The sequence below is a fragment of the Planococcus sp. CPCC 101016 genome (assembly GCF_007859295.1).
In the GTDB taxonomy this organism is placed as follows: domain Bacteria; phylum Bacillota; class Bacilli; order Bacillales_A; family Planococcaceae; genus Planococcus.
The window spans coordinates 718,138-741,976 of the sequence record NZ_VOHB01000002.1 but is presented as its reverse complement, the minus strand read 5'-3'; the positions used below and the strand labels follow the sequence as shown (position 1 = coordinate 741,976).

The following is a 23,839-nucleotide window of genomic DNA, read 5'->3' as shown; positions in this document are numbered from 1 at the left end:
TAAATGAGTTTATTGACAGTAGAAAATTTAAGCCACACTTTCGGTGACCGGACCCTTTTCAACGATGTATCTTTCCGATTGGTCGAAGGTGAACATGTCGGATTGGTTGGAGCCAATGGGGTCGGGAAATCGACGATGATGAACATTTTAACAGGAAAAATCATACACGATGACGGACGCGTTGAATGGCAGCCGCGGACGCATTACGGTTATTTGGATCAGCATACACAATTGCAGCCTGGACGGACAATCCGTGAAACCTTGCAGGACGCATTCCTCCCTCTTTACAAAAAAGAAGAGGAGTTAAATGACATTGCCATGCAAATGGGCGATGCAGATCCTGAACGGCTGGAAGTACTGCTTGAGCAGATGGCTGAAGCCCAGGACGCTTTGGATGCTGGCGACTTTTATACGTTGGATGGCAAAGTGGAAGAGATAGCACGCGGATTGGGCCTTGATGCCATTGGACTTGAACGCAATGTCGAAGCCCTATCAGGCGGACAGCGGACAAAGCTGCTTTTGGCGAAACTGCTTCTTGAAAAACCGAAAGTCTTGCTTTTGGATGAGCCGACCAACTACCTGGACGAAGAGCATATTCAATGGCTCGTCAATTATTTGAAGAACTATCCGCATGCGTTCTTGTTGATCTCGCATGATACAGAATTCATGAGCAGCGTCACCAGCGTCATTTTCCACTTGGAATTTTCACGTTTGACGCGTTATACAGCCACTTATGAAAAGTTCATCGAACTTGCCGAACTGAGCAAGCAGCAGCATTTGGATGCCTATGAAAGACAGGAAGACATGATCAAGAAAACCGAAACGTTCATTGCGAAAAACAAAGCACGTGCTTCTACAACCGGCCGCGCCAAGTCCCGCCAGAAGCAATTGGATCGCATGGAACGTATTGACAAGCCGGAAGTTGCGGCAAATCCGCAATTCGCCTTCAAAGAAACACGCAGTCCGAGCCGCTATGTCGTTGAAGCGGAAGCTCTTTCCATCGGCTATGAAAAGCCGCTTCTTCCGCCTTTGACTTTCATGATTGAACGCGGTGAAAAAATTGCACTTGTCGGCATGAACGGCGTCGGTAAATCGACACTGTTGAAAACCATGCTCGGCAAAATCAAACCACTGGACGGCGATGTGCTTCGCGGTGAATATTTGACTCCAAGCTATTTCGAGCAGGAAGTTAAAGCGCCGACACATACGCCGCTTGATGAAATCTGGGCCGCTTATCCAAGTATGGACCAAGGCCAAGTGCGTGGTGCCCTTGCCCGTACAGGACTGAAAAATGAGCACATCTCACGTCCGATGACCCAGTTGAGCGGTGGCGAACAAGCCAAAGTCCGTCTTTGCAAATTGATGATGGAAGAAAGCAATTGGTTGATTTTCGATGAGCCGACCAACCACTTGGATATCAATGCAAAAGCCGAGTTGAAACGTGCGATGCAAGCCTATAAAGGCACCATCGTCTTGGTAAGCCACGAACCGGACTTTTACGAAGGCTTGGCAACAAAAGTCTGGAATGTCGAAGAATGGATTTCAGCGGGCCAACAGGTTCAGCCAAAATAAATCAAAATGCCTCTTCTGGAAAATCAGAAGAGGCATTTTTTAATAGGTCGTTAATTTGAACAATCGTTGGAACCCATAGATTCCGCGTTGCCAAAATGTAAAGTTGTCCTGATATTCTTCAGTATCTAAAGTATAAAGGCCGTCTTCATTATCCCATAGCCGGTCAAAATAAGCTTCCATATCTCCAGTCAGCTCACTGTCATTCGGAGCGACGATGCGAATATTGCTTTCCAGATTGTAATCATTGAAAGCCCGTTCCGTATAATTGGTGGAGCCGCCTGAGATGACCGTTTTATCAGCAGTTTGGATCATAATGGATTTTGTGTGAAATTGCCCAACTACCGCATTATACCAACGAACCTGCAGATGGTCATCAGCATTCGACAGCATTTCATGAACTACCGGCCGATTCGGCAGGCCGGTCTTCTCCGTCCCGAAAGCATTCTCGTTGGCGTCCAGGACAAGCCGGACATTGACCCCTCGATTAGCAGCATCCGTCAAGGCCTTGACTACGCTGCTTTCTGAGATATAGAACATAGCCAATTGAACAGAATCACCTCGTGCCGTTTTTTCAATATCCGAAAGCAAGGCATCCAGCACTTTTCGTTCCGTCACATATTGAACCTGATATTCTCCCTGTTGTTCAGCCACTTCGACTCTCGGCAATTCGGGTCCGCCTGAAAACCGGGATACGGCTTCTTCTGCTTCGAGGATATCGTTCAATACCGGGCCGCTCACTTTAAAAGCCATATTGCCATGCAGTCCACTGGCGTTATGAGGATTTGCTGAACTGATCAATGCTTCATTTTCGGTAATCACCGCTTTTCGGTGGTTCGCTTTGATGTTCATCATCTTCAAATAGGATGATACCGTTAAGTCAGGAGCATCACTCGACATTCCATTCGGCACCCAACCCTTGCCACCAGCGTCAAACCATTGGAAAATCACCCGGTAAAACCCAGAATACAGTGGTGTGGAATCGCGTAGTTTATCCAGGTCTGTAGTGATGACTTCGACACCTTCGTCTTCCAATGTTCCTAAAAACTGGCTTTCATAAGATCCATATCCATAATTCAAGGGGTCGGTAATAAAGTAGATGGGGAAATCCGGATCTTCTTCTTTTTTATCCAGTAAATGATCTGTTAAGGTTTCCGCTACTGCTGGAAACTCGATATCTTGGTCATTGTAATTATCAAAGAGGAAAAGATCGATAACTATAAATTCTTCTGCCTCATCAATCATGTCATAAATTTCATTGAATATCCGCAACTCACTTTCCGTTTTTTTCCCTTCTTTATCTTGCGCATAAGATAAATCGTAAATCATCTCAATCTGTTCAACTTTATGGAGGTCGCCGGCAATCGAAATGCCTTCTGGCAAAGGCTTAAATGTATGCCAGACGATCACCAGGATATACAGGAAGACCAGAATGCCGGCGCTGCCCATGACAATCCGCCTTCTTCTGCTCCAGTCCTTAAACTTTCTCTTATTCATGAACTTTCCCCCTCCTGTTTATTATAACCAGTAAGAGAGTAAAATTCTTTTAATATTTTCCATAAAAAAGCATCAAAATCATTAGCGATTTCAATGCTTTTTAAGCTTTTTTATAAATTTTAAACAACCACTACATATTCACGGGTCCGGTCGTCTTCCATCAGCATATCTTTCAATCGCTGCTTTCCTCGGAATAGACGGGATTTGACTGTACCGATCGATACTTTCATCGCATCAGCAATTTCAATCAAGGAGTATTGATGAACATAAAAATAGAGGATAGTTGTGCGGTAAATGGCATCCAGTTCAGATATTTTGTGACGGATCATCACCGATACATCTTGTTTTTCCAATAATTCAGCGGCACCTGCTGAATCGGAAGGAATCAGATCCAGCAACGAGATGTCCAGGCCTTCCGGCTGCTGAATCAGGTGCTTGCTGCGTCTTACGTTTTTGCGGTAACGATCACGGAACGTATTCATGCAGATTGTAGTCAACCAAGCCTTTACATGATCCACTTCCGCAATCGAAGATTCGTAGCGTACGACTTTCAGCCAAACTTCCTGCATTAAATCTTCTGCTTCTGCTTTATTGCGTGTCAGCTTCAAACATAAATGATAAATGTACCGATTGTATTCTGTGTATAGCGTTTCCATGATCGTGCCCCCGTCCGTTCTGCTTGTCCAGCGAATCCTTCTTTGTTTTCGCTTTCTCTTATACCCTTATATTGACGGAAGTTTACCTTTCACTCTATCGCTTGTACTTTCATTTCCCTTACAAAGGTGTAATAAAGGGAACTTTTTATCAATAGCCGTTTTTTCTTCTATACGTTTGCACCTTTATCTATTTCTGTCCATTAAAAAAGAAACCTCCTGTCCGCGGACAGGAGATTTCCAGTTATGCCAAAACTTCTTCTTCGTCAGTTTTTATAATCGTTAAGCGCACAATACGGTTACGGTCCATTTCGTTGATTTCAACGTGTAGGTTTTCATATGTGAACTGCTCGCCTTCATCGGGAACATGCCCAAGCTGCTGCATAACAAATCCAGCGATCGTATCGTGGTCATTTGGCACATCAACTTTGAACATGTCATTAACATCTTCAATTTCTAGGCGGCCATGGCAAGACAACAAGGTGTCTGTCATTTCAAAGACCAGTTCATCATCTTCTACATCTGTTTCATCTTCGATATCCTGGCCGATCATTTCTTCGATAATGTCTTCGTGCGTGACAATTCCAAGTGTTCCACCGTATTCATCCAAAATGACAGCCATGTGCTTCTTTTTCGCCATCATCATCTTAAATACTTTTTCAACGCTGACTGATTGGACCACAAACAACGGATTATCATCCATCAGTTCTTCCAGTGTCAGGTTCGGGTTCATCGACCATTCGATTAATTTCTTCGAATAAAACAAGCCGACGACGTTATCCATGCTTTCCTCATATACAGGATAGCGGGTGTAGGAAGAATCCAGGATCAGATCGCGAACCTCTTCATAGGTTGAACCGATAGCAATCCCTACTGTATCTGTTCGGTGCGTCGACATGACATCTGAAACGTCTTTATGAGGGAAATCCAGAACGCCTTTGATACGCTCGGACTCATCTTCTTCAAAGGTACCTTCAGTCGATGCAATATCAACCATCGTCCGCAGTTCTTCTTTTGTCATGGTCGCTTCTTTCACAGAGCCTTTGGAAATGATGCGAATAAAAATATTTGTAAATTGTGACAACAACCAGGTTAATGGCAACAAGACAACTACCATGAAACTGATGACAGGAAACACAATGTAAGCTACTTTGTCCGAGAACGTTGCGGCAATTGTTTTCGGCAGCACTTCTCCGAAAATGATAAGGACAACAGTCAGAATCGCTGTAGCAAGTCCAACTTCCCATCCTCGTGTAATAGCAATTGTTGTAACTAATGTCGGCAGCATGATGTTGGCGATATTATTGCCGATTAAGATGGTCGTGATCATTCGGTCCGGCTTCGCAATTAACTTCTGCAGTTTCTGCGACTTGACGTCTCCCTGCTCCGCGCGAAGATGGACCTTCATCCTATTAACTGCGGTCAATGCCGTTTCGCTTCCAGATAGGAAGAACGACATCATTAAAAAGATACCCAATGCTATAAACAATTTTATTTCCTCCAGTGTCATAAACACATAATTTTACGAACTCTTTCCGTATAAAACACTATACCACAGGCAATTTCCACTTGTCGAAAACCAAAACCTGGTATGTTATAATTTTTTCATACTTAAATTAAACGAATCGAGGGATCCTGATGAACGCTCAAGCTGTAGACCAATACTTTAAAGACAACCGGGAAGCACACCTGGACGAATTAAAAACGTTTTTGCGCATCCCTTCTGTCAGCTCTTTATCCGAGCATAAAGCAGACATGCAAAAAGGTGCAGAGTGGCTGATTACCGCGCTGGAAAGTGCAGGGCTGGAAAACGCGAAAATTGATGAGACTGACGGCCATCCAGTCGTTTACGCCGACTGGCTCCATGCAGAAGGCAAACCGACGGTGCTGGTATATGGCCATTACGATGTCCAGCCAGTGGATCCACTTGAACTGTGGGAGACAGCTCCTTTTGACCCGCAAGTTCGCGGCAACAAACTTTATGCTCGTGGTGCGAGTGACGACAAAGGCCAGGTTTTCATGCATGTCAAAGCTGTCGAAGCCCTGTTGAAGCTGAACGGCGAGTTGCCGGTCAACATCAAGTTCATCATTGAAGGCGAAGAAGAAATCGGCAGTCCGAACTTGCCGAAATATGTGGAAGAAAATCAGGAACTCTTGAAGGCTGACATCATCGTTATCTCTGATACCGGCATGCAAGGGCCAGGACGCCCAGCAGTCTGCTACGGACTGCGTGGGCTTGCCGGCATTCAAATCGATGTGAAAGGACCAAAAGGCGATCTGCACTCTGGATTATACGGCGGTGCTGTACAAAATCCACTGCATGCTATTGTTGAAATCCTGCAATCGTTCCGCGATAAAGAAGGCTTGATTCAAGTGGAAGGCTTTTATGACGACGTACTTGAAGTCTCTGACAAAGAGCGCGAGGAATTCGCAGCACTTGAGTTCGATCTTGAACACGAGAAACAGGAAATCGGCATTTCCGAGGATTTCGGCGAAAAGGGTTATTCTTTCGTTGAACGTACATGGATTCGCCCAACTCTTGAAGTCAATGGCATTACCGGCGGGTTTTCGGGTGAAGGCATCAAAACCGTGCTGCCTGCGGAAGCAAGTACCAAAATCACCTGCCGTTTGGTGCCAAATCAAGACCCGGACGATATCGTTGCAAAACTGAAAGCACATGTAGAATCCCATAAGCCTGCAGGCGTGACCGTTGAGATTTCTGAGTTTGATAAAGGCAAACCTTTCCTGACGCCTTTTGATCACCCTGCCATTCAGGCAGCAGGACGCTCCTATGAAAAAGTCTATGGCGTACCGACGGCGTTTACACGCATGGGCGGATCTATTCCAATTGTGGCCGCCTTCGATGAAATTCTCGGTTTGCCAGTTGTCTTGATGGGCTTCGGACTTGCGTCTGAAAATTTCCATGCGCCAAATGAACATTTCCATCTTGAAAACTTTGACAAAGGGCTTCGCGTCATCAGCGACTATCTTTTTGAAGCAGCGGATTTAAACTGAACTTATCCATAAAGGCCTTCCCTCCATATCGGGAAGGCCTTTAAACTCTGCTTATATTTTGAATTTGGGGGCTTCCTAATGATTGTCTATTGGCTATTATCTTATTTTATCGGTAATTTTCTGACAGCCTGGTGGATTGGCAAGTGGAAGGGTGTCGATTTGCGGAAACAGCGCAGCGGCAACCTGGGGGCTAGAAACGCTGGAGCCATCCTTGGGAAATCCGCCTTTGTTTTGACCTTTCTTGGCGATGCTGGAAAAGGCGCTCTGGTCGTCTGGATTGGATTCTTCTTCAACTTTCCCATTTGGACCATAGCGATAGCGGGTCTGGCCGTCACCGTAGGACATTTGTTTCCATTCTGGCTCAAATATCGTGGCGGCAAAGGCATCGCAACTTTCATTGGAGTCACCTTTTGGTTAACGCCGGATCTGTTTTTGGCAATGCTTATTCTGTTCCTGGCATTTATCCCGTGGTTTAAAAGCGCGACTTTATCGATGCTGGCCAGCTTTTCGGGCTTTATTGCAATGGCAATCATTATTCAGGTATGGCCGGTAGTATGGCCATTGTTTGGAGCCATTATTATTATTGTAATTAAACACAAATCTGATATTAAAGAGTCTTACAAGGCCAGATTCCGGCCGTCTTCTCTGCAGGAAAAGTAGTTTATTTAGCTATTACTACCGCAGAAATATTATCCGTGTTATAGTTTTTGTATTCTAATTATTCTAAAAAGATGGGGGTTTTTTGTATGAAGAAGCCGATAGCCTGGGTTATGGATACGACCGGATTCGTGACGGAGGAATTTAAATCTCATCCGGATGTCTATATTGTTCCACTTAATATTCACTTTGGAACTGAGGAATTTATTGATGACGGAGTCGACTTGACGAATGACGAGCTTTATCAGCGCATCAAGGATTCAGCTGACTTCCCAAAAACCTCACAGCCTTCTGCCGGGAAATTTGCGGAGCTGTATGACAAACTGAAAGAAGAATACGAATGCGCAATTGCTGTTCATGCTTCCGCTAAGCTCAGCGGTACAATTGCCTCATCTACTGCCGGTGCCGAAATGAGTGAATTCAAAGTTTACGCTGTCGATTCACTGGCTCTGTCATATGGTCTTTCAGGATTAATCGAACGCGGCCTTCAACTGCAGGAGCAAGGACTCGAAGCAGAGGATATCGCAAAACGGCTTGAAAAGGAAACCGCTAATTTCCGCAATTACATTTTAATAGGTAATTTAACCCAACTATACAAAGGCGGACGCATGAGCGGAGCCCAGTATTATTTGGGAAGCCTGCTGCAAATTAAGCCGATCGTCCAGCTTACTGCTGAAGGCGAACTGCAGCCGATCGATAAAGTCCGTTCACACAAAAAAGCCATTCAGTACTTAATTAATCATGCCAAGAAAGATCACGAAGAGTTCGGGGTTCGCCGATTCCAGATAATGCACGGCTACGTTTTAAAAGAAGCCGAAAGTCTGAAGCAGGAAGTGCTTAAAGAAATCCCGGATGCGGATATATTGATTGGTGATTTAAGTTCGTCGCTTGCCGTTCATGCAGGTGAAGGAACGCTCGCTTTCCTATGGAGACGTGAAGACGTGTAGAACCTGTCTGCGACTAACGGCATGCCAGCTCGTTTCACTTTTCAGACTTTTCGACCGAATCAACCATTCCTAAACGGCTATTCCCCTATTGTTCTGCTACAATAAGAGTAGAAGAATGATGGTGAGGTGGATTTAATGCAACATGTAGAACGAGAACTTACTGAATTTGTAAAACTTTGTGATGCAAGAGGCCAATTAAATCCGAAAGCCATTGGATATGCAAAGCAACCTTTGGTGGAAAGTAATTTACGCGGTAATTTCATGCGAAAAAAGAAATGGAATTACTGGTGCGTATTCGGAGATGAAATTCTGTTTTCGGCCACAATTTCCCATCTGGATTACGCGACCGTTTGTTTTGTTTACTTTCTCAATTACGAAACCCAGCGTTTTTATGAGAAAACGGTCGTTGTTCCATTTACACGGCATGTAAAGTTATCTGAAAATGCATTAGGACCCTGCCATTTTCGCAGTGATTCTATGACGGTTGAATCCGTGTACAGCCAAAATGCAACGCACCTGACTGTCAGCGTTAAAGACTTTGATGGAGAAGATTTGGAAGCCATTCTGGTCATATCACATCCTGAAGATTATGAATCCCTCAATGTCGTCATCCCCTGGAATCGCCAAACCTTCCAGTTCACCGGAAAACATACATCCCTTCCGGTCACTGGCATGGTGAAAATCGGCAGCCAACAATTCGAATTTGAAAAACTCGACAGCTTCGCCGTATTGGATTACGGCCGCGGTATTTGGCCAAGGGAATCTCTTTGGAATTGGGGAATGGCTTCTCAACGGTCGCTTGGAAAAGTGATTGGCTTGAATTTAGGCGGCAAATGGACTGATGGCACTGGAATGACAGAAAATGCTTTTTTTGTTAATGGCAAGATGACGAAAATCCATGAGGACGTGCTGTTTCATTACGACCGGGAAGATTTTAAAAAGCCCTGGCTGGTTCATACTAAATTCTCCGATGACGTCAGATTGACGTTCTCCCCGTTTTTTGAACGTGTTTCCAAAACTGATGCGCGTCTCGTCAAATCAGAAGTCCATCAATTATTCGGCTATTATAATGGTTATGTTCGATATCCTGATGGCAAAAAACTGAAAATCACGCAGCTTCTCGGTTCCATTGAGGAGCATTATGCAAAATGGTAATAAAAAAAAAGACGAATTGGAGATTCCAATTCGTCTTTTTTTCGTGATTTTAAATATGGTCGTCGCCTTTCATCAAAAAGGCTGACTCTTTATTGAAACTCATTTGGGTAGCTGCTTTTTCAACCAAAATGTGCCAGCATCTTTTCGGGATAATCCGTAAAAATTCCGTGAATCCCAATTTTCTGCAGTTCTTCTGCATAATTCAAATCATTGACTGTATAGACGTAGACAATGGCTCCTTTTCGCAATGCATCAGTGGTCATTCTTCTAAAAGCCGATGGCAGGGAAACGTGGATCCGCTTCGTCCCAATGACACGTGCATAGTCATAGACATCCACTAGCACTTCAAAGGTCAAAATGGCGCTTTCCACTTGTTTCCCTTGTACGATTGACTGAACATCTTCATGGTTAAAAGAAGAAATCAGCACACGATCCATGAATCCACGTTTAGCGGCCAGGTCAACCACCTTATCGGCTAAACCATCATAAGGAAAAACATCAGTCTTCAATTCAATATTCAGCCTGTGATTTGTATGTTCAAAAATATCAAAGATTTCATCGAGAGTCGGGATTTGTTCCTGGCTCCATTCTTCCGAATACCAGGAACCACAATCCAGCTCCTTCAATTCTTTCAACGTCATTTCTTTTACGTATCCTTTACCATTTGTTGTGCGGTTTACTTTTTCATCGTGAATGACGACAATTTCTCCATCTCTGCTTAAATGGACATCAATTTCAACGCCAGTAATTGGCAGTTCAGCTGCTGCACGGAAGGCAGCCACTGTATTTTCCGGATAGGCGCCTGAGCAGCCTCTATGTGCATATATCTTCACAAAAACCCTCCTAAATATCTGTCCGTATTTCCCAAAGTTCAGGGAAGAAGTATTGATCTAGTACTTTCTTCAAATAATTGACTCCTGATGATCCTCCGGTTCCCTTTCTAGAAAGATTGATTAAATCCAGAAAAAACGGGAATGTTCATACTATAAGTATAAGCTATCTGAAAGGGTGAAATCAGATGATCTTCAATAAAAAAAACACAATAATGCCTCTGCTTTTTTCTTCCGCCTTACTGCTTGCTGCCTGTGGCAATGATGAACAGGTAACTGAACCTGTGAATAACGAAAACCAGACGGAGCCTGCCGAGCCGGGTGGCGGCACAGAAGATGCTTCTACTGAAGGCGGTTTAGACCAAAATGATATCGGTGGGGAAACATTCGGTTTTACTGAACTCGATGTGAATGTCGACTTCCCTGATATGGATGACATGATTGAAATCAGCTACGAAGAAGATCGCGACAAAGTCGAAGCTGAGTATAAGAACCAGATGAATGAAACAGAATTATCAGGAAATTATGCAATGGATGAAATCGAACCAGGACTTAGCCAATTGGAGTTGACGCCAGACACCCCCGATGACGAAGCCATTACACAAATTGTCGAAGCATTTGGCATTGAATCTGGCTTTACTGAGATTGAAGTTGAAGTCAGATACCCTGACGGTACAGACAAAGAATACAAACAATCCGGCAACTAAATTTTGCTTTATACAAAATCAATAGTTGGCTATCGCCATAGCCAAACAAGACTTTATGCTTTCTAATGGATAAGTAATTAAGAATTCCGATTGGATCAACTCATACTAAGTGGGGATTTTTTATCGCCACTTAGTATTTTTTCTTTGAGCACTGGTCTTTTTCTTTTATTGAGCTATAGTACGTTTCCAATAGGAGACGGTCTGTATCCTGCGGAATCCTGAATTCTCATAGACATGCAATGCCTCATTGTCCGTTTCTACATCCAGCAGGACTTCTTCCAATCCACGCTCGAAAGCCATCGTCCGGCACCATTTCAAAAACAGTTTGCCATAGCCCTTGCCCTGCCAGCGGGGATCGACAGCAAATGCTGTCACCCACAATGCCTGCTCTTCAACCACCAGCGTGGCAGTAGCAACCAACTGCTGCTCTTTATAAAGCAGCCAAATCTCCCTTTCCGGGTCCACCATGTTGTGCTGCAGAATCGGCACAATCGTGTCGTTGAATGCTGCAGTCAGCAGCTCGGTCAGCGCTTCAGCTTGTTTGGCATAAGGAGTAATAGTCATCCCTTCAGGCAATTCACTGTCTGGCAATGGCTGTGCAGAAAGAAGGATTTCCTTGAAATCCGGATGGAAACCGACGCTTTCCATAAATGCAGAAATATCCGCCTCGTCTACAAAAGCCGCCAATTCGCTTTCCGATTGGCGCTGAACCAACGCATAAGAAATACCATCTGCAAGTGCCGTCCCAAGCGAAAGTCGCCGGTAATCCGGGTGGACAAATAGTGACCATTCATAATGATGCAGCCCTACTATATCCGCCGCTGCCGCAAAGCCGATCAATTCCTCTTCGTCCGTATAGGCAACTACAGCAAATCCCCTCGCATCAGTTGCTCTCCATAAAGAAGGATGAAGGACCATTTTATGGGCAGGCGGCAATTCCTCCAACAATTTCGCCATTTCAATGGCGGTTTGATCATCTACCGGAAATGAAACGATTGATAATGATAAATCCATCTTGCAACCTCCCATAAACATTTTCTTAATTTAACGGCCAATGGAAAAGAAAACTTCCCATTGCATGATCGTCCTTTATCTTTTTATCCTATCATACAGCAGCTGAAAATTGAGGCTCGTGAACAAAGAAAAGCGAAAGTGCCCATTTAGCTCTGACGGGCATAAGAAACACCGGCACAGCGGCGCTCTTTGCCGCAAAGTCGGTGGAGCTTATGACCCAAAGAGCTGGGCACTGAATTCTGGACAATAAGAAAAGCGGAAGCGGCTGTCCAGCTCTGACGGGCATAAGGCAGACCAGTGAAGCGGCGCTCTTTGCCGCACAGCTGGGTTGACTTATGACCTAAAGAGCTAGCCGCTGAAGTTTAGACAATAAGAAAAGCGGAAGCGGCCAAAAGAGCAAAAGGCCCGCTCCCGTTTTACCGGAACAGGCCTTTTTTTATAATTTTGCATCTGCCAGCATATTAGCATAAATACCGTCGCTATTTAATAACTGCTCTTGTGTACCGAATTCCACCAATTCTCCCATCTCCATGACCAGCACCAAATCGGCTTTTCGTACCGTATTCAACCGGTGGGCGATGACAAAACTGGTCCTGCCCGCCATGAGCCGCTCCAATGCTTCTTGAATTCTTAATTCAGTGACAGTATCGATACTGCTCGTCGCTTCGTCCAGCAGCAAAATGACCGGATCAGCAATCAATGCACGGGCAATCGACAGCAGTTGTTTCTGCCCTTGACTGATCATTAAACCGTCTCCGGTCAATACAGTGTCATAGCCATTGGGCAGCTTTTCGATAAAGTCGTGTGCGTTGGCGCCTTTTGCTGCCTCCACCACTTCTTCATCTGTTGCATTCAATTTACCGTATCGGATATTCTCGGTGACTGTCGCTTCGAACAGGAACGGATCTTGCAGCACGAATGCAATTTGTTTGCGCAAGGTTTCGCGCGGCATCGCAGCAATCGGTGTGCCGTCCAGCCGAATTTCGCCTTCATTGGCATCATAGAAACGCGCCAATAATTGCATGACTGTCGTCTTACCAGCGCCGGTTGCTCCGACAAGCGCTGCCGTTTGGCCAATCCCAACGGTAAAGCTGACGTCGCGTATGGTCCAGTCTTCTTCCGCCCCTTCATATTTAAAGGAAACACGGTCGAAGACCACTTCGCCTTCCAGTTCCTTTTCCAAGTTGAAGACCAGGTCGTCTTTTTCTTCTGTCTCGTCCATAATCGAGAAGACACGCTCAGCTCCAGCTATTGCAGATAATACCGTGTTGAACTGGTTGGCCAAATCATTCAACGGACGTGTGAATTGACGCGAATACTCGGTAAAAATAACAATGACGCCAATCGATACGGAGCCGTTGAGAGCCAGAATCCCACCAACACCTGCGACGATCGCAAAGCTCCCGTTATTCAGGAAGTTCATGACTTTTGGAATGAATCCGGCATAGGTCCAGGCCCAGAATCCTGCGCGCCGCAGCCGCTCGCTCTTTTCTCGAAACTCCTCCATGACACGGGGTTCTTGTGAAAAGGCCTTAACGATTTTTTGTCCCGAAATTGTTTCTTCAATCATGCCGTTCAGTTCTCCGATTGCTTTTTGCTGCTCTTTGTACAGCCGTCCTGTACGTTTGGTGATCCATTGAATGGAGATGTACATGAGCGGAATGATGATTAACGTCAATAAGGTCAATAATGGACTGAGCGTCAGCATGACTATGGCTGTACCGGTCAACGTCAATATACTCGAGAACACTTGAATAAAAGACGTATTCAATGTAGAAGAGACGTTTTCAATATCATTTGTCATGCGGCTCATCAATTCACCATGCTGCCGTTTATCAAAAAAAGTGACAGGCAACCGCTGAAGATGAGAAAAAAGCCGTGTCCGCATACGGTAAATCACTTGCTGCGCAATACCTACCATCCAGAAATTCTGCAGATACAAAGAGACCGAGTGTCCGATATATACTAAAATCAACCACATTACCACAAGGCTCATGCCCTCAAAGCTTTGCGGAACAATGTATTCATCGATGATAAAGCCGATCAAATAAGGTCCAAGCAAAGCCAAAGCGGAGCTGACGAATACGAGTGCCAGCACCACAATCAACAGAATTCGCTGTTCGTCCACCAGCTTCCAGATCTGCAGCAGCGTCGATTTCCAATTTTCTGCGCGCTCGTTTTTCTTGTCTTTCTGTTTTTTCAAATCTTCCTTCGTAAGAATCGGCTCATGGCCAAAAGGGCGGCGAATGGCATCAAACATATTCATCAACCTCCTCTTCCTGCTGAGACATCGCGATTTGGCGATACAATTCGGATTCTTTCAAGAGTTCTTCATGTGTGCCGTAGCCGGATACGCTGCCGTCTTCCAGCAGCAGAATTCGATCAGCTTTCATCGCCGTCCGGATCTTTTGCGTGACCACAAGCATTGTCGTTTCTTCCCGGTCCAATTCTTCCCATAATGCAGCTTCCGTTTTGACATCCAGCGCACTGGTGCTGTCATCCAAAATCAAAACCGATGGCTCGCGCACCAATGCACGTGCGATCGACAACCGCTGTTTTTGTCCGCCTGACAAATTAACCCCTTTTTGGCCCACGCGGGTATAATAGCCTTTTGGAAAACGTTCAACCGTTTCATGTATTTGAGCTTTAATAGCTGCATCAGCCAATTCCTTCTGCATGACCTCATCTTTTCCCCAGGACAGATTATTGGAAATTGTTCCTGTAAAAAGAAGCGACTGCTGAGGCACAATCCCAATTGTTTTCCGCAGTTCACGTAGAGACCAATCTTTAATATTTCGGCCATGCACCGATACAGTTCCTTCGGTTGCATCATAAAAACGTGGAATCAGCTGCAGCAAAGAAGATTTCCCGGAGCCTGTTGCACCCATGATTGCCAGCTTTTCATTAGCTTTTAAATGGAAGGAAACGTTTTGCAGGACCGGCTGCGAAGTCTCGGGATACGCGAAGGATACATTGTCAAACAACACTTCCCCGCGTTGGAGCAGTCCGCTTTCACCGACATCCTCTTTTTCACGGACATCTTCTGCCAACAGTACTTCTTCAAGCCGTTCCGAAGAAGCTTTTGCTCGCGCAAAAATCATGATGATGAAAGAGAACATTGTGAAAGCACCTGTCATTCGCATAGCGTAATTGACAATGGCCACTAATTCCCCAATCTGTGCTCCACCGCTCTGGATTTCGAATGCTCCGAACCACAAAACCGCCAATAAAGAAATATTCATGCCGAATAATAAAACCGGCAAAATAATTTCCATAATCCTGAATGCTTTTACCGTATCAACTTTTAAAGACCCTGCCACTTCAGAAAAGCGATTGGTTTCATATTTCCCACGCAGATAGGCTTTAATAAGACGTACTGCCTGCAGATTCTCCTGAACAATGCGGTTGACACGATCCAACCGTTTTTGGACAAACCCAAAATAGCTGACACCTTTTTTGACCATAATATACAGAAAAATGAGCAAAAACGGAAAAACGATCACTAAATAGAAGGCCAGTTTCGGATTGACTACAAACGCCATGACCATGCTTCCCACTACAAGCAAAGGCGCACGCAGCATAATCCGCAATCCCATGTAGAGAACCTGTTGAACCAAAGTTACATCACTGGTCAATCGTGTGATCAAGCCAGAAGCCGGGAATTTATTGAACATTGCCAGCGAAAATGACTGGATCCGTCCATAAACGGCTTGGCGAAGATCGAAAGAAAAGCTTTGCGAGGCGTGTGAAGCGAAATACGAATTGACAATGCCTGAAATAAAGGCGATGACCGATAAGGCCATGAGCACAATCCCCAGCTGGATGATGACGTCTTGATCTCTGGCGACAATTCCTTTGTCGATAATACTCGCAATAACCAGTGGCTGCATCAATTCAACTGTCAATTCAAGAAGCATCAAAATCAAGGCAATAACGATGTAAAATTTATATGGTTTTGCATAGGAAAATACTGTTTTCATGAAAGTGCCTCCTAAACGTTTCGAAGCTCGAACCTTTGTATAGAATAGTATGCCATAATTTTCAGATATCGAATAGGAATTTCTATTTTAAACCAAAAAAACGATGCCTCTTCCAGCGGCATCGCTTGAAAAACTTTATAGATACAAGTTTAAAAAATTGGCTTTCACCAGCTGCTTTGGGGATCCGAATAAACAAAAATCCGGAACTACTCAGTCTGCCCCGCCTTCTTTTTAGGACTGCCCGCCAGCGACAGCCAAGTGACAAATACCAGCATGGCAAGTGCTCCAAATAACTGAATAGGTGACAGCACCTGGCCGAACCAAAACATAGAAATAACCATTGCTGTTAAAGGTTCGAGTGAAGAAAGGATGCTGGTTTCAACGGCAGTAATATAACGCATGCTGCTGAGAAACAGCACAAAAGCGACAGTACCAATAACAATAATGGTGAGTATGACTCCAATAACAGGCGGTTCAGCTAAAATTGGCCATTCATCTGAAAGGAAAATCGGGTTTATCAGCCCCAAGAAAATGCCGCCGAAAAGCATTGACCAGCCTACCACAACCAGCACCCCCCATTCCTGCATCAGCCGGGCTGGATAAAGTGTGTAGAAAGTAAAAGCAAGTCCCACCAGTATTCCCCAGATAAACGCTTCACCACTGATGATCAGCTGATCGGGTCTGCCGTTAGTCAGCAGCAGAAACAATCCAGCTAAAGTTCCCGCCATTCCGACAACCTGATAGCTTGGGGGCATTTTTTTATGGGTTATGGAAACGAAGAGAATAATGTATACAGGAGCCAGAAACTGCATCAAAGTGGCCACTACTGCATTGCTTGCTTCAATAGCTGCGACAAAACTGTATTGGACACCAAGCATTCCCAATATAGAGAAAATTAGTAAAGGCCTGATCCAATATTTGGTGCGAAAGATAGCAGTGATTCGGACTTTTTTCATCTTTAGGAAAAGGAGCAATAAAAGGCCCGCCACCGTCAATCTAATCGTTAAAAAAAACGGTACTGAAATACCATAAATCTCCATTGCCCATTCCATCAAAGGACCTGTGGCTCCCCATAGCATCGCTCCGATCAATATCATGGAAATTCCTTTTAAACGCTCCATTCGCCCACTCCTTTCCACAGAAAAGCCAATCCCGAAAGATTGGCTGGCCATTAATTAAAATGAAATATTCAGCATTAACCCTGCATAAAAACAGATGATAAACCCGATACTGAAGAGCAGAGATAGCCAGGCATTCAACTGACGGAAAAAGCTTAAAAGCATCATCGCCAATAAGAGCAAGCTCACACCCATCAAAAGTGAGCCGTTTAGCGTCCATTCCAGCCCTGCAGTAAGTGGAATGTATAACGGACCCACCAACTTTTCAACTAACCATCCCCCGCCTTCAATCCGCAGCGTATCATTGACATCATGAGGCGGTGCCTGCTTGCTCATAAATGCTGTAAAAACAAAGACGATGAGCAGCAGGCTAGTTTCGACTTTTAGCCAAGCTTGCTGAAATACCTGCTGTTTGTTAAGAAAGCCATTGATCAGCGCTGCCAGCAGCACGGGGATGATACTAATGTGCTTCAGCAACAGCAACTGGCCATAAGGCAAAGCCCAGGAATTTGCGTAATCGGATGGAGCTACGAAGTAGAACATAATAATAATTCCACTGGCAATAACCGCTGCTACACTGAAAAATGCAAACGGCGTAAACCACGCTAAAAATCGGCGCCAATTTGCCCCATCTTTTGCAAACCAAGCTACATGCAACAGGACTCCAGTCCACATCGACAGGAATAGGATATGGATAGAATGAAGAGCAAACCCAGTCCACAAATCAAGCGTTGAAATATGGCTGTAGAAACCGACTGTCAATATTAGCAGAAACAAATACAACCCTTGAATATACCGGCTGCCGCCAAAATAGATGGCGATTGCCAAGATGATGCTGAGCAGCAATGTGATCAGCCACCCTTGTCCTATACGAAACCCGGTGATGGCATTTACCAATGCATCTCCCCAGCCTTGGCTGCTCTGGAGAAAGACCACCAATTCATAAACAGGCACGAACGATAAGAAAACGATTCCCACGGTACTAAGCAGCAGCAGAACATTTGATGCAGCGACCGGAGGTTTGCGGTTTTCCGGCACAAATTGCAGCACGACATAACCTGCAAGATAAGAAAAGGCGATATACAGCAAGACATCAGCAATGGCTGTGAAAAAAGTCATTTTTTCTTCATGAGCAATCTATAGATTCCATAGACGATCAATACAGCAGCAAAAACTAAAAGCACCGTCACAAGCAAATTATTATCGTTTCCAGTTTGGGCTTCTGCCGCTTCTTCTGAAGACACAATGACTTGTTCTTCCGGCTCTTCAGCTTTTTCAGTTGCAGCCGGTACTGCCGCTGCTTCTTCTTCAGTTTCAATGGAGACACCGAATGCGATTACTCCTTCAATCGGGTGTCCATCTTCTCCGATGATATTCCAAAGAATATGGTAAGATCCATTTGTTAAAGACTCAGTAAATGTGCCAACCATTGAGTCTCCTTCAATGGCAATCGTATCGAATTCAAAAGAACCGTTTTCTCCTTCAATGGTCATCGTGCTGCCTTCTTCAATTTTCGTTCCAAAAAGCAGTGCCACTTCTTTTAAAGGTTCTGTCACATTTTCTCCTTCAGCAGGAGTAGAAGACAACAAAGTTGTATGTGCTTGAACCGAAAAAGGTATAATTAAAATCAGGAATAATAATACAAAAAATTTCTTATACATTGTCTTACCTCTATTTTCATATGATTTATGCCTATTCTCTCACGATTAACTGGGAAAGGATAGTGAAAAATCCGTGAATTTCCTGCAGAGATTATTTTGAAAAGGATGACGATAGAGCTTTTCTTCTCTATAATGAAACTAAACTACGGTTAAGGAGCGTCAAAGAATGAGTGAATTGCAAGGAAAACTAGCCGACACCCTCGTTTTTAACCATATCCCTTTTCCCATCATCATTATCGATAAAGACGGTTCGATTGCTTGGTGCAACCAGCATGCTGAACGCGTTTTTCAAATAGAATCCGAAGCGGTTAAAGGACAGCTTTCTCCTTATATGAATCCCGAAAAAGCAGCATTAAGCAAGCATTCATGGGAGAAACTATTACATACTGAGGAACCGGTTAGATTTGAAGATGTGGAAATCGAATTGAGCGATGGAATAAAAGCATATACGACAGTAGTGGCCAAATCCTACACTTTCAACAACGAACAGTTCGTTATGACTATTTATGAACTGAATGAAGCGGATGAAGAAGGATCAGCCCCTAAAGAATTGAACCATTTACGAAGTGGTTTGGACGATTCGTTCATGATGCTATATTTTGACCAGGAATTTTTGATTACTTATGCGAATCCTTTATTCTTAAAATTGAGCAAGTGGACACCTAAACGGATTTTAGGAAAGCCCGTCTGGCACATGTTCGAAGACGGTGAAGAAGGTGTCCAATTTGTCGACTCCATCTTAGCGACATTGAGGCAAGGAGAGGTCTGGAACGGCGAAGCGAAAAAAGTGAAAAAAGATGGTGAGATTTACTGGGTTGATCTGACTGCGATTCCGATGCAGCTTTCCAGTGAAGATACTTATTATATCTTCCTGGAAAAAGACATAACAGAAAACAAGAAAGCGCAGCAGCATCTTGAGGAAATCGCATTCATCGATCCTATAACAGGATTAGCAAACCGCCATCGACTTGAACAGATGGTCAATGAATACATAGAGGAAGATCGGCATTTCTCCTTCATATTCTTGGACATTGACCGTTTTTATACTTTGCGTGACGTATCGAATACCGATACCGAAAACGAGTTGCTTATAGAATTTACGAAGCGACTGCGGATGTACTTTTCAGATTCCATCATTACGCGCGCCGGCTTACATGAATTTGCCTTAGTGACACCATTAAGCAATTGGTTTATCGAAGGATTTCTCCATTACTTGCAGCAGCATCCAATTTACTTGAATGGTACGGCGGTGCCACTAACCGTAAGTGGAGCCATCACCAGATACCCTGAAGATCAGCAAAGTTTCATGCATCTGATCAAAGCTTCCTATGCAACAATTAAAAAAGTGAAAGATCGTGGAGGCAGCGCCATTGCTGCACTGACATCCGATGATCATGAACGGTTGAACCGCAAAGCGCTTATCGAAAAACGCCTGATTTATGCATTGGACCGTAAGAATCTACAGCTTTTGTATCAGCCTCAAGTCAACTTGAACAACGGTAAAGTCGAACGTGTAGAAGCTTTAGTGCGTTGGACCGATTCAGAAATCGGAGTGGTCACACCTGATGAATTGATACCAATTGCTGAAGAGAATGGCTTGATTAATGAAATCGGCAGCTTTGTCATTGAAACAGCTTGTCGGCAGTTAAAAGACTGGAAATCAAAAGACATCGATTTGCAGATCAGCATCAACTCATCCATCCGTGAGTTTAGAGATAAAGACATGGCGAAGATGCTTCTTGAGCAACTGAAAATCAATAATTGCGATGCGGGTTCACTAATGATCGAAATCACCGAAAAGTTTGCTCTTGAAGCCGAGGCTGAACGTTCAATCATGGCACAGATGAAGTCCCTTCATCAAGAAGGCATAAGCTTCGCATTAGATGACTTCGGAACTGGCTATGCTTCGTTCCGCTATATGCTTTTGCTGCCAATATCTTCATTAAAAATAGACCAAATGATCATACAATCCATCACGAAACAAGAAAAAATACAAAAATTAATCAATGGTATGATTCAATTCGGCAAATCACTTGATTTCCAAGTAACCGCGGAAGGCGTCGAGACAAACGAGCAATTTGAACTGTTGCGCGCCATGGGCTGCGACAGCCTGCAAGGCTACCTCATCGGACACCCAATGACAGCTGCAGACCTCGAAAAATGGCTGGGTTAATTAGCAGTCGTTTAGTCTTGACAAGCGCTGGAAGCCTTTCCGGTAATGGCGCTCTTCAGCCATTGCTGGGAGGGCTGAAGCGACTCGAGGGACTGGCTGCTGGAGCTGGACACAAAGAAAAGCGCAAGCGTCCGTGTAGCTCTGACGGGCATAAGACAGACCGGCGAAGTGGCGTCCTTTGCCACACAGCCGGGTTGGCTTATGACCCGAAGAGCTGAAGCGCCTATACCTATAAATTCACAAAAATAAAAATGGGTCCGCACAAGAATCACTCTTGTGTCAGGCCCATTTTTCTTTGTATTCTTTTTGCCTGGCGCTTAAAGAACAGCTGCATCAGCACTTCCGCAAAAACCAGCCCCATTGCAACAGCTCCGGAGATCATCAATGCCTCGGATGCATAGGCAATAGCTTCCAGGTAGTTATTTTCAACGATATTCCGCATGGCATTGTATGCTTTGCTTCCCGGAACCAGTGGAATGATTCCAGCAATACTGAAAATAATCATCGGCATCCGAAATTTCTTAGCCAGCAAATGCGCAACGATCGAAACAGCGAATGCCCCTGCAAAAGAAGCCTGAACTGAATCATCGAAAGCCAGGAAGAATGTACGGTAAATGAGCCAGCCGCTCATTCCGACCAAGCCACAGCTGAGCAAAGTTCTGCGCGGGGTATTGAAAATGACGCCGAATGCACCTGCAGCCAAAAAGCTAAGAAATGCTTCCAATGGCCAGTTCATCTGATCTCCTCCTTAAAATGATAGTACGACCGCCACTCCGGCTCCAATTGCAAATGCTGTTAAAAAAGCCTCTGCCCCTTTGGACAACCCGGATACGAAATATCCTGCCATTAAATCCCGTACCGCATTGGTGATCAGCAATCCCGGAACCAGCGGCATGATAGAGCCAATAATCAGTGTATCCAAATTTTTCGCCAGTCCAGCATAGACCGCAAGAGAAGCCAATATCGCGATAATAAAAGCACCAATGAATTCAGCAAAAATCTTTACCCGTGTTTCTTCAAGTATGGTTTCCACAATAATATAACCGGTTCCTCCGAATATGAATGCATAAGGCAGATCAATCCAACTGCCTCCCAACAAAATCAGAAAACAGCCGCTTGCTACTGAAGCCGCCAAAATCTGCAGCCATGTATTAAATCGATAATTGGTTTGATCAATAATCAGCATTTCATCGTAAGCCTGCTGCAAGGTATATTCACCAGCCACCAATTTTCGTGAAACGGAGTTGATTAAAGCTACCCGCTCCAGGTCGGTGCCTCGGTTATTGACACGGACAAATCGCGTAGCGAGTTCTTCGCTTGGGGAAAACATGATTCCTGTCGGTGTTACAAAACAATGGGAGTTCACCATATTTTGCGAAACAGCCATTCGGATCATAGTATCTTCGACACGATAGGTTTCCGCTCCGCTCTCCATCATGATTCTGCCAGCCAGCAAAAAACAATCCAACGCGAGTTCACGCCTGGTCTCTCCTAGTTGTGTCAATTGTTTCTCCCCTCTCGCAGTCAATTTCTCTATTTATCATAACTCACATAGACAAAAAATTAAACGTCCCGACAAGTCGGGACGTTTAACATACCTTACTTTAAACACATTCGCAATTATGGTTTCAATACGACTTTCGTACAATTGTCCTGATGATCATTAAAGATTTGGTAAGCGTCGCTTGCACTTTCCAATGGCACAATGTGTGAAATGATTTCACGCGGATCAAATTCACCATTTTCAATTTTCTTGTACAGCATCGGCATCAAGTGGATGACCGGAGCCTGCCCCATCTTCAATGTAACATTACGCTCGAACATATTTCCGAGTGGGAACTGATTATAAGTCAATCCATAAACTCCTGTCAATTGAATCGTTCCGAATTTGCTGACCGCATCTTTGGCAATATCAATTGCACTGAGCGTGCCGCCTTGCAGCATCAGTTTTTGCTGAACAGCTTCTGCCGGCGACTTTTTGCCATCCATACCAACACAATCAATCACGACATTTGCTCCACCTTGTGTGATCTCATGAATTAAAGCACCTGTATTGTCGTGTTTGCTGAAATCAACAATTTCTACGTTGTTCATTTTTTTTGCAAGTTCCATCCGGTACGGGATTTCATCCACCGCAATAACACGGCTGGCCCCTTGCATCCAGGCAAACTTTTGTGTCATGAGTCCAATAGGACCACATCCAAGAACAACAACCGTATCGCCTTTTTTGACTCCGGCATTTTCTACACTCCACCATGCAGTCGGGAGGACATCTGATAGGAATAGCAACGATTCATCTTCCAATTCAGAGGATTCAGGAATAACAAGAGGCATAAAGTTGCCGTAAGGTACGCGCAAATACTCGGCTTGTCCTCCTGAATAGTCGCCATAACGTTCCGTCAAACCAAAATATCCGCCAGTGTCAAAGTGAGGATTGCCATTTGAATTATCGCATTGGCTCTCCAATTCGTTGCTGCAATAAAAACAATGGCCACAGCTTACATTAAAAGGAAGTACAATGCGATCTCCTTTTTTCACTTTAGTGACATCCGGCCCTACTTCTTCAACGATGCCCATTGGCTCATGGCCAATGACCGTGTCTTTAGTAGTTGGCAATGCACCTTGATAAATATGCAAATCTGTACCACAGATAGCGGTTGAAGTTATTTTCACAATGATATCTTCTTTTTTCTGGATTTCAGGATCTTTGACATTTTTCACCTGCATATCTTTTGTTCCTTGAAACGTTACTGCTTTCATCTTTATCCCTCCAGTTGTAGTTTTTAGAATACTTCTCAACTTCCCTTTTTCTGCTAATTAAAAACATTAAAAAAGAAGAGGCAAATGAAAACTGACCTCTTCC

21 protein-coding genes and 1 pseudogene are annotated in these 23,839 nt (G+C 44.4%); 8 read left to right on the top strand and 14 right to left on the bottom strand.

All coding sequences use genetic code 11. The features are described 5' to 3' along the window. Positions 1–3 precede the first annotated feature (3 nt). Positions 4–1,572, top strand: a complete 1,569-nt coding sequence (locus tag FQV26_RS03525) for an ABC-F family ATP-binding cassette domain-containing protein (RefSeq protein WP_146555986.1) — start codon at positions 4–6, stop codon at positions 1,570–1,572. Between the two features lie 39 nt (positions 1,573–1,611). Here the strand turns inward: FQV26_RS03525 and FQV26_RS03520 are convergent, their stop codons facing one another. From FQV26_RS03520 to FQV26_RS03510, 3 genes are all read right to left on the bottom strand, one after another. After that, a complete protein-coding gene (locus tag FQV26_RS03520; RefSeq protein ID WP_146555985.1) occupies positions 1,612–3,066 on the bottom strand; it encodes a phospholipase D-like domain-containing protein in 1,455 nt (484 codons plus the stop codon). A gap of 119 nt (positions 3,067–3,185) precedes the next feature. After that, a complete protein-coding gene (locus tag FQV26_RS03515) occupies positions 3,186–3,722 on the bottom strand; it encodes an RNA polymerase sigma factor (protein ID WP_146555984.1) in 537 nt (178 codons plus the stop codon). A 241-nt stretch (positions 3,723–3,963) separates the two neighbouring features. Next, positions 3,964–5,208, bottom strand: coding sequence for a CNNM domain-containing protein (locus FQV26_RS03510; protein ID WP_146555983.1), 1,245 nt, complete (start codon positions 5,206–5,208; stop codon positions 3,964–3,966). Positions 5,209–5,357: 149 nt separating this feature from the next. Between FQV26_RS03510 and FQV26_RS03505 the strand changes: the two genes are divergently transcribed. From FQV26_RS03505 to FQV26_RS03490, 4 genes are all read left to right on the top strand, one after another. After that, entirely contained in the window at positions 5,358–6,734 is a 1,377-nt protein-coding gene (locus tag FQV26_RS03505; protein WP_146555982.1) for a dipeptidase, read from the top strand. Between the two features lie 78 nt (positions 6,735–6,812). Further along, a complete protein-coding gene (locus FQV26_RS03500) occupies positions 6,813–7,394 on the top strand; it encodes a glycerol-3-phosphate acyltransferase (RefSeq protein WP_146555981.1) in 582 nt (193 codons plus the stop codon). A gap of 86 nt (positions 7,395–7,480) precedes the next feature. Continuing rightward, the gene (locus FQV26_RS03495; protein ID WP_146555980.1) at positions 7,481–8,338 is read left to right on the top strand and encodes a DegV family protein; all 858 of its coding nucleotides are present in this window, start codon (positions 7,481–7,483) and stop codon (positions 8,336–8,338) included. A gap of 135 nt (positions 8,339–8,473) precedes the next feature. Beyond that, positions 8,474–9,493 (top strand): DUF2804 domain-containing protein, encoded by a 1,020-nt coding sequence (locus FQV26_RS03490; RefSeq protein ID WP_146555979.1) that lies wholly within the window; start codon positions 8,474–8,476, stop codon positions 9,491–9,493. 119 nt (positions 9,494–9,612) lie between these two features. Here the strand turns inward: FQV26_RS03490 and FQV26_RS03485 are convergent, their stop codons facing one another. Both FQV26_RS03485 and FQV26_RS18960 read right to left on the bottom strand, forming a co-directional pair. After that, complete coding sequence (locus FQV26_RS03485; protein WP_146555978.1) at positions 9,613–10,326, bottom strand: glycerophosphodiester phosphodiesterase family protein; 714 nt, start codon at positions 10,324–10,326, stop codon at positions 9,613–9,615. 10 nt (positions 10,327–10,336) lie between these two features. Beyond that, positions 10,337–10,435 (bottom strand): annotated as a pseudogene (locus FQV26_RS18960) (tryptophan 2,3-dioxygenase); the annotation flags it as partial. 76 nt (positions 10,436–10,511) lie between these two features. On the opposite strand from FQV26_RS18960, the gene FQV26_RS03475 reads away from it, so the two are divergent. Continuing rightward, positions 10,512–11,030: a YusW family protein gene (locus FQV26_RS03475; RefSeq protein WP_146555977.1), complete on the top strand. Its 519-nt coding sequence runs from the start codon at positions 10,512–10,514 to the stop codon at positions 11,028–11,030. Positions 11,031–11,195: 165 nt separating this feature from the next. Here FQV26_RS03475 and FQV26_RS03470 read toward each other — a convergent pair whose 3' ends face one another. The 6 genes from FQV26_RS03470 to FQV26_RS03445 all read right to left on the bottom strand — a co-directional run bounded on the left by FQV26_RS03470 (position 11,196) and on the right by FQV26_RS03445 (position 18,803). Then, entirely contained in the window at positions 11,196–12,044 is an 849-nt protein-coding gene (locus FQV26_RS03470) for a GNAT family N-acetyltransferase (RefSeq protein WP_146555976.1), read from the bottom strand. 436 nt (positions 12,045–12,480) lie between these two features. Further along, complete coding sequence (locus FQV26_RS03465) at positions 12,481–14,304, bottom strand: ABC transporter ATP-binding protein (protein ID WP_146555975.1); 1,824 nt, start codon at positions 14,302–14,304, stop codon at positions 12,481–12,483. Next, positions 14,297–16,024, bottom strand: a complete 1,728-nt coding sequence (locus FQV26_RS03460) for an ABC transporter ATP-binding protein (RefSeq protein ID WP_146555974.1) — start codon at positions 16,022–16,024, stop codon at positions 14,297–14,299. The genes FQV26_RS03465 and FQV26_RS03460 overlap by 8 nt, the downstream gene beginning before the upstream one ends. Before the next feature lie 206 nt (positions 16,025–16,230). Next, complete coding sequence (locus tag FQV26_RS03455) at positions 16,231–17,145, bottom strand: DMT family transporter (RefSeq protein WP_146555973.1); 915 nt, start codon at positions 17,143–17,145, stop codon at positions 16,231–16,233. A 54-nt stretch (positions 17,146–17,199) separates the two neighbouring features. Beyond that, entirely contained in the window at positions 17,200–18,261 is a 1,062-nt protein-coding gene (locus FQV26_RS03450; RefSeq protein WP_146555972.1) for a copper resistance D family protein, read from the bottom strand. Continuing rightward, a complete protein-coding gene (locus FQV26_RS03445; protein WP_146555971.1) occupies positions 18,258–18,803 on the bottom strand; it encodes a copper resistance CopC family protein in 546 nt (181 codons plus the stop codon). The genes FQV26_RS03450 and FQV26_RS03445 overlap by 4 nt, the downstream gene beginning before the upstream one ends. A 166-nt stretch (positions 18,804–18,969) precedes the next feature. Here FQV26_RS03445 and FQV26_RS03440 point away from each other — a divergent pair, with 166 nt between their 5' ends. Then, positions 18,970–20,976 carry a sensor domain-containing protein gene (locus tag FQV26_RS03440; RefSeq protein WP_146555970.1) on the top strand — a complete coding sequence of 669 codons (2,007 nt, stop codon included), beginning with the start codon at positions 18,970–18,972 and terminating at the stop codon, positions 20,974–20,976. Then, positions 20,964–21,194 (top strand): hypothetical protein, encoded by a 231-nt coding sequence (locus FQV26_RS03435; protein WP_146555969.1) that lies wholly within the window; start codon positions 20,964–20,966, stop codon positions 21,192–21,194. The genes FQV26_RS03440 and FQV26_RS03435 overlap by 13 nt, the downstream gene beginning before the upstream one ends. A gap of 50 nt (positions 21,195–21,244) precedes the next feature. Here the strand turns inward: FQV26_RS03435 and FQV26_RS03430 are convergent, their stop codons facing one another. From FQV26_RS03430 to FQV26_RS03420, 3 genes are all read right to left on the bottom strand, one after another. Further along, positions 21,245–21,712, bottom strand: coding sequence for a threonine/serine exporter family protein (locus FQV26_RS03430; protein ID WP_146555968.1), 468 nt, complete (start codon positions 21,710–21,712; stop codon positions 21,245–21,247). Between the two features lie 12 nt (positions 21,713–21,724). Next, positions 21,725–22,480 carry a threonine/serine exporter family protein gene (locus FQV26_RS03425; protein ID WP_146555967.1) on the bottom strand — a complete coding sequence of 252 codons (756 nt, stop codon included), beginning with the start codon at positions 22,478–22,480 and terminating at the stop codon, positions 21,725–21,727. A gap of 116 nt (positions 22,481–22,596) precedes the next feature. Beyond that, positions 22,597–23,736, bottom strand: a complete 1,140-nt coding sequence (locus FQV26_RS03420) for a zinc-dependent alcohol dehydrogenase (protein WP_146555966.1) — start codon at positions 23,734–23,736, stop codon at positions 22,597–22,599. Positions 23,737–23,839: the final 103 nt, after the last annotated feature.